This is a genomic window from Micromonospora sp. NPDC051227 (assembly GCF_044455385.1).
GTDB lineage: Bacteria > Actinomycetota > Actinomycetes > Mycobacteriales > Micromonosporaceae > Micromonospora.
Genome location: NZ_JBITET010000008.1, coordinates 305,449 through 312,147 on the forward strand (window position 1 = coordinate 305,449; position 6,699 = coordinate 312,147).

The 6,699-nt window shown below is 72.9% G+C and carries 4 protein-coding genes; 3 read left to right on the forward strand and 1 reads right to left on the reverse strand.

The annotated features are described in order from the left end of the window. Positions 1-93: 93 nt before the first annotated feature. The gene (locus tag ACIA47_RS21560; protein WP_238411455.1) at positions 94-1,098 is read left to right on the forward strand and encodes a serine hydrolase; all 1,005 of its coding nucleotides are present in this window, start codon (positions 94-96) and stop codon (positions 1,096-1,098) included. A gap of 123 nt (positions 1,099-1,221) precedes the next feature. Further along, on the forward strand, positions 1,222-2,370 hold the full coding sequence (locus ACIA47_RS21565) for an MBL fold metallo-hydrolase (protein WP_396710131.1): 1,149 nt from the start codon (positions 1,222-1,224) through the stop codon (positions 2,368-2,370). Positions 2,371-2,377: 7 nt separating this feature from the next. Here ACIA47_RS21565 and ACIA47_RS21570 read toward each other — a convergent pair whose 3' ends face one another. Beyond that, on the reverse strand, positions 2,378-3,889 hold the full coding sequence (locus ACIA47_RS21570) for a deoxyguanosinetriphosphate triphosphohydrolase family protein (protein ID WP_396710133.1): 1,512 nt from the start codon (positions 3,887-3,889) through the stop codon (positions 2,378-2,380). Positions 3,890-4,043: 154 nt separating this feature from the next. Here ACIA47_RS21570 and ACIA47_RS21575 point away from each other — a divergent pair, with 154 nt between their 5' ends. Continuing rightward, the gene (locus tag ACIA47_RS21575) at positions 4,044-6,494 is read left to right on the forward strand and encodes a Tex family protein (protein ID WP_396710135.1); all 2,451 of its coding nucleotides are present in this window, start codon (positions 4,044-4,046) and stop codon (positions 6,492-6,494) included. Positions 6,495-6,699 lie beyond the last annotated feature (205 nt).

The following is a 6,699-nucleotide window of genomic DNA, read 5'->3' on the forward strand; positions in this document are numbered from 1 at the left end:
GACAAATTCGGGGGCGTCGTGCATCGATCAACTCGCCTAGGGTGGTGGGCCAGCAAGCGCTCTGGCACACCACGATCGGGGAGACGATTGACCATGCGACTGAACCGCAGAACGGCACTCGGGTTGGGCACTGTGGCCACCGCCGGCACGGTGCTGGGCGCTGCTGCCCCGGCGAGCGCCGCCGAGACCACAGAGGCGTCGCCGACCACCCCCGCTCGGGCCGCCCGCCGGATCGCCTCCGTCTTCACCAAGCACAGCACCGAGGCTGGCGGCAACTGGCAGGCGTACGTCAGCGTCGCCGACCCGGCCGGTGCGCCGGTGGTCGCGGTCGAGGCTGACGCGGACCGGCGGATCGAGGCGTACAGCGTCAACAAGATCGCCGTCGCCACGGCGGTCCTCGACAAGGTCGACCGAGGGCTGCTCACCCTGGACCAGCAGGTCGAGGTGAGCGCGGCGATCGTCGTACCGGGCGGTGACGGCATCTTCAGCCTGGACGGCGCGTACCCGAGCCTGGTGACCATCGGGCACGTGCTGGCCAACCTGCTGACCGTCTCGGACGACACGGCGGTGCGGCTGTGCGGGCTGGTCGCCCCGGCCGCCGAGATCAACTCCATCCTGGTCGCCAAGGGTTTCCCGAACACCCAGGTCCAGCCGGTGGCGAACCCGAACCGGTTCTTCCTCGGCACCAGCACCCCCCGGGAGACGCACGACCTGCTGCGCGCCCTGGTCGCTGGCACGCTGCTCTCCCCCGCCTCGACGACGTACCTGTTGGGCATCCTGCGCTCCCCGGTGGCGTTCACCGACGGCATCCGGCGCACCATGTCCTCCGACGAGCGGGCCCGGATCGCCACCAAGGCCGGCTGGTACGCCGACGCCCGGCACGAGGCCGGCGTGATCTTCGACCGCTCTGGCGCGGCGGTGCTCACCTACGCCCTCTTCGCCGACGGTCAGGCCAACCCGGAGGACTTCGGCGCGACCCACCCGGCGGTGCAGGCCCGGGCCGCAATGGGCCCGAAGTTCCTGGCCGCGGTCGACCGGATCGCGGGCGTGGGCAGGACGTTCCGGATCACCGCCCGACGCCCCAGCAACGGCGGCTAGGGCACCCCGTAAGTCCGTCCCGGTCGGTCGCCGCTGTCGGCGACCGACCCGGCGTGGCGACCACCGAGGCACGGGTCGGTCCGGGTGACTACCGTGTAGGGCGGACACGTCGGAGGGACGGCAATGGCACGAGTGCAGAACACGGACGTCGAACGGTCGCTCGGGCGGCGGATGCGGGGCGCCGCCGGCCTGGCCGCGCTGGCCGGCCTGGCCTGGGTCGCCCGGGATGTGCCGGCGGCGCTGGGTGGCCGTCTCAGCGGGGCGCGGGCCGAACGGGCGGCCCGCTCGCCGCAGTTCCGCGAGGGCACCTTCCACAACCGGGCCGGCACCCGCACGATGATCGCCGAGCCGGGGCGCAACCTGGTCCGCGAGCTGATCTTCGGCAAGCAGAAGCGGCGTCCCACCGCACCCGTGCCGCTGCTGCGCCCCAGCGCCGGCGGGCCGACGGCCACCGACACCGCCGACGAGCTCAACATCGTCTGGTACGGCCACGCCTCGACCCTGATCGAGATCGAGGGCCGGCGGGTGCTGCTCGACCCGGTCTGGAGCGAGCGGTGCTCCCCCTCGGGTCTGGTCGGCCCGCGCCGGCTGCACGAGCCACCGGTGGGCGTCGACGAGCTGCCCCCGCTGGACGCCATCCTGATCTCGCACGACCACTACGACCACCTCGACATGGCCACCGTGCGGGCGCTGCTCGCCGGGCAGTCCGCGCCGTTCCTGGTGCCGCTCGGCGTGGGCGCACACCTGGACCGCTGGGGCGTACCCGCCGAACGGATCATCGAGCTGGACTGGTCCGAGTCGCATCAGGTGGCCGGCTTGGAGATCACCGCCACCGCCGCCCAGCACTTCTCGGGACGAGGCTTGCGCCGCGACGGCACGCTCTGGAGCTCGTGGGTGGTGGCCGGGGCCCGCCGCAAGGTCTTCTACACCGGCGACTCCGGCTACTTCGACGGGTACGCGGAGATCGGCGCCGAGCATGGGCCGTTCGACGTGACGCTGATGCAGATCGGCGCGTACGACCGGGCCTGGCCGACGATCCACATGTTCCCGGAGGAGGCGGTCAGCGCCCACCTCGACCTACGCGGTGGGCTGTTCGTGCCGGTGCACTGGGCGACGTTCAACCTGGCCCTGCACGACTGGTCCGAGCCGGTCGACCGGCTGTGGGCCGAGGCGAAGGCCCGCGACGTGCGGCTCACCGTGCCCCGGCCGGGCGAACGGGTGGTGGTCGACGACCCGCCCGCCGTCGACGGCTGGTGGCAGGCCGTCGCCTGACGTCAGGTCAGAGCACGAACGCGTCGGTCCAGAGCGCGCCGGACCGGCCGGAGAGCGCGTCCAGCATCGCCACCGCCTGACCGTCGGTGAGCTGCGCGACGAAGTCCACGATGGCTCGCCCCCGGGCACGACCGATCCGGTCCGGGGTACGCGGGTGCAGCTCCGCCTCGGCCAACTCGACCAGGTCGTGCAGCCGCCGGGGCAGCCGGGACTCCTCCTCCGGGTCGAGCAGCCACTCCCAGAGCGCCTCGACCAGGGTGCCCAGCAGCCGGGCCTGGCCGCGCTGGTGCAGGGCGAGATCCGGGCGGGCCAGCACGAACCGGTGGTGGACGAACTTGAGCACCTGCACCTCGTGCCACTGGGCGCAGCCCAGCAGCACGTGCCCGGAGCGCACCGACGGCTGTTCGGTGACGGTGATCGCCTCGACGAAGCGGGTGGACCAGCGGGCGGAGAAGCGGGCCACGTACTGCTCGGCCTCGATCGAGCCGTCGAACGGCATCGCGAGCAGCCCGTCCACCAACTCCTCGCGGACGTGCTCGACGGCGGCGGCGAACGCGTCGTCGTCGGCGATCCAGGCGTCCTTGCGGTGCAGTTGCCGGCGTAGCCGCTCGATCGCCGCCCCGGGTCGCCGGGCAGCCGTGGCCAGCGCCGCGTCGGTGATCGCCCGCAGCTGCCCGCTCTCGCGCTGCCAGGCCATCAACTCCGCGGAGACCGAACCCTGCTGGAGCACCCCGACCCGGTAGAAGTCCTCCACGTCGTGGATGGCGTACGCGATGTCGTCGGCGGTGTCCATCACGGACGCCTCCACGGTCTGCTGCCAGTCCGGGATGCGACCAGCGAACGGCGCCCGGGCCTGCCGCAGGTCGTCCAGCTCGGTCCGGTACGCGCCGAACTTCGACGAGCCGCTCTCCGGGTCGTCCGGCGGTGGGGTGGCGCCGCGCGGCGGCGGGTCCATGGTGCGCGGGTGCGGGTCGGGGTGGTCCAGGCGGGTCCACGGGTACTTCAGCATGGCCGCGCGGACCGCCGCGGTCAGGTCCAACCCGGTGGTGGCCGCGCCGCGGATCTCGGTGCTGGTGACGATGCGGTACGACTGCGCGTTGCCCTCGAAACCGTCGGGGAGGCCGAGACGCTGGCGGGCCAGCCGGTCCAGCACCCGCTCCCCCAGGTGCCCGAACGGTGGGTGGCCGAGGTCGTGGGCGAGCGCCGCCGCCTCCACCACGTCGGGGTCGCAGCCGCCGAGCTTGTCCAGCAGGTCACGCCACCGCTCGTCGGCGGTCAACCGCTCGGCGACCGCCCTGGCCACCTGGGCGACCTTGAGGCTGTGGGTGAGCCGGTTGTGCACCAGCAGCCCGGAGCCGACCGGGCTGATCACCTGGGTGACACCACCGAGGCGGGCGAAGAACGGCGAGCCGACGATCCGGTCCCGGTCGGCACGGAACGGGTTGGCCGTGAGGTCACCGAGGGCTCGGGCGCTGCCGCCGAAGAGCCGCCGGGCGCGCGGCTCCGCAGCAGATTCCATGATCGCCACGCTAGCGCAGGCCCGACGGGACCGCCGCCGGTCACCCCGGCCGGGCGCGGCGGTTCGGCCCCCCGCCCCGGCCGGGCGCGGCGACAGCGCCAGGGCCCGCCCGGCAGAATGCAGGCGTACCCACTCCCGAAGGCGGATCGAGATCGTGACCCAGTCTGTTCATCAGCGGATCGCCGACGAGCTCGGCGTGGCCGAGCGTCAGGTGCGGGCGGCCGTGGAGCTGCTCGACGGCGGCGCCACCGTGCCGTTCATCGCCCGCTACCGCAAGGAGGCCACCGGCCTGCTCGACGACACCCAGCTGCGCACCCTGGAGGAGCGGCTGCGCTACCTGCGCGAGCTGGACGAGCGGCGGGCCGCGGTGCTGGAGTCGATCCGCGGCCAGGGCAAGTTGGACGAGGCCCTGGAAGCGCAGATCATGGCCGCCGACTCGAAGTCCCGGCTGGAGGACATCTACCTCCCGTACAAGCCGAAGCGGCGGACCCGTGCGCAGATCGCCCGCGAGGCCGGCTTGGCGCCGTTGGCCGAGACGCTGCTGGCCGACCCGGGTCAGGACCCACGGGCCACCGCCGCCGGGTTCGTCGATGAGGAGAAGGGCGTCGCCGACGCCGCCGCCGCGCTGGAGGGCGCAAGGGCCATCCTCATCGAGACCTTCGCGGAGGACGCCGACCTGATCGGCACGCTGCGCGAGCAGATGTGGTCGCGGGGCCGGCTGGTTTCCCGGGTACGCGAGGGTCAGGAGGCGGCCGGCGCGAAGTTCGCCGACTACTTCGACTTCTCCGAGCCGTACCCGAAGCTGCCCTCGCACCGGATCCTGGCGATGTTCCGGGGCGAGAAGGAGGGCGTGCTCGACCTGACCATGGAGTCGGAGGAGGTGGGCGAGGCGGACGCCGTACCGACCGGCCCGACCCGGTACGAGGCGGCCATCGCCGGCCGGTTCGGGGTGTCCGACGCGGGCCGCCCGGCCGACCGCTGGCTGGCCGACACGGTCCGCTGGGCGTGGCGTACCAGGATCCTCATCCACCTCGGCGCGGACCTACGGATGCGGCTGTGGCAGGCGGCCGAGGAGGAGGCGGTCCGGGTCTTCGCCACCAACCTGCGGGACCTGCTGCTCGCCGCGCCGGCCGGCACCCGGCCCACGATGGGCCTGGACCCGGGCCTGCGGACCGGCGTGAAGGTGGCCGTTGTGGACGCCACCGGCAAGGTGGTCGCCACCGACACCATCTATCCGCACGAGCCGCGCCGGCAGTGGGACGCGTCGGTCGAGACCCTCGCCCGGCTGGCCGGGGCGCACGGGGTGGAGCTGATCGCGATCGGCAACGGCACGGCCTCCCGTGAGACCGACAAGCTCGCCGGTGATCTGATCGCCCGGCATCCGCAGCTCAACCTGACCAAGGTGATGGTCTCCGAGGCCGGCGCGTCGGTCTACTCCGCCTCCGCGTACGCCTCGCAGGAGCTGCCCGGGATGGACGTGTCGCTGCGCGGCGCGGTCTCCATCGCCCGCCGCCTCCAGGACCCCCTCGCGGAGCTGGTCAAGATCGACCCGCGCTCGATCGGTGTCGGTCAGTACCAGCACGACCTGTCCGAGGTGAAGCTGTCCCGATCGCTGGACGCGGTCGTGGAGGACTGCGTGAACGCGGTCGGGGTGGACGTCAACACCGCCTCCGCGCCGCTGCTGACCCGGGTCTCCGGTATCGGCGCCGGCCTGGCGGAGAACATCGTGCTGCACCGGGACGCCAACGGGCCGTTCCGTACGCGTACCGAGCTGAAGAAGGTGGCCCGGCTCGGGCCGAAGGCGTTCGAGCAGTGCGCCGGCTTCCTGCGCATCCCCGGTGGCGACGACCCGCTGGACTCCTCCAGCGTGCACCCCGAGGCGTACCCGGTGGTGCGCCGGATCCTCTCCACCACCGGGCAGGACCTGCGCTCGGTGATCGGCAGGAGCGCCATCCTGCGTGGGCTGCGGGCCACCGACTTCGTCGACGACCGGTTCGGCCTGCCCACCGTCACCGACATCCTCGCCGAGCTGGAGAAGCCCGGCCGGGACCCCCGCCCGGAGTTCCGCACCGCCACCTTCGTCGAGGGGGTGGAGAAGATCAGCGACCTGAAGCCGGGCATGGTGCTGGAGGGCGTGGTCACCAACGTGGCGGCGTTCGGCGCGTTCGTCGACGTCGGGGTGCACCAGGACGGTCTGGTGCATGTCTCGGCGATGTCCCGGACCTTCGTGAAGGACCCCCGCGCGGTGGTGAAGTCCGGCGACGTGGTCAAGGTCCGGGTGCTCGACGTGGACGTACCCCGCAAGCGGATCTCGCTGACCCTGCGCCTGGACGACGAGCCCGCCGCCGGTGGTGGCGGCGGTGGTGGTCGGACCAGCCAGGAGGGGCGTGGCGGCCCGGCGCAGCGCGCGCCGCAGGGCGGTCGCGCCACCGGACAGCAGAGCGGTCGTGCCGGGCAGGGTGAGCGCGGCGGACAGGGTGAGCGCGGCGGACAGGCCGGCCGTGGCAGCGGGCAGGGTGGTCGCGGCGGTCAGCAGCGCCACGGCGCACCGGCGCCGGCCAATGACGCGATGGCGGAAGCCCTGCGCCGCGCCGGGCTGGCCTGACCCCGACCATCCGGCGCGAAGAGCCACCGGAACGCCCACGCCACAGCAGATCTTGGACAGTTTCCGTTCGCACGGCGGGCTCAACCGGTGGTTGCAACACTCTTTCGTGATTGTCGTTGGGGTGGTTATGGCGTCGAGGTTGAGCCCGCTGGAGCGGGAGCAGATCGGGTTGGGTCGGGCTGCGGGTGAGTCGTTGGGGTCGATC

Coding starts and splice junctions, on each gene's coding strand:
- ACIA47_RS21560 (WP_238411455.1), top strand. CDS start 94: ATGCGACTGAACCGCAGAACGGCACTCGGGTTGGGCACTGTGGCCACC.
- ACIA47_RS21565 (WP_396710131.1), top strand. CDS start 1,222: ATGGCACGAGTGCAGAACACGGACGTCGAACGGTCGCTCGGGCGGCGG.
- ACIA47_RS21570 (WP_396710133.1), bottom strand. CDS start 3,889: ATGGAATCTGCTGCGGAGCCGCGCGCCCGGCGGCTCTTCGGCGGCAGC.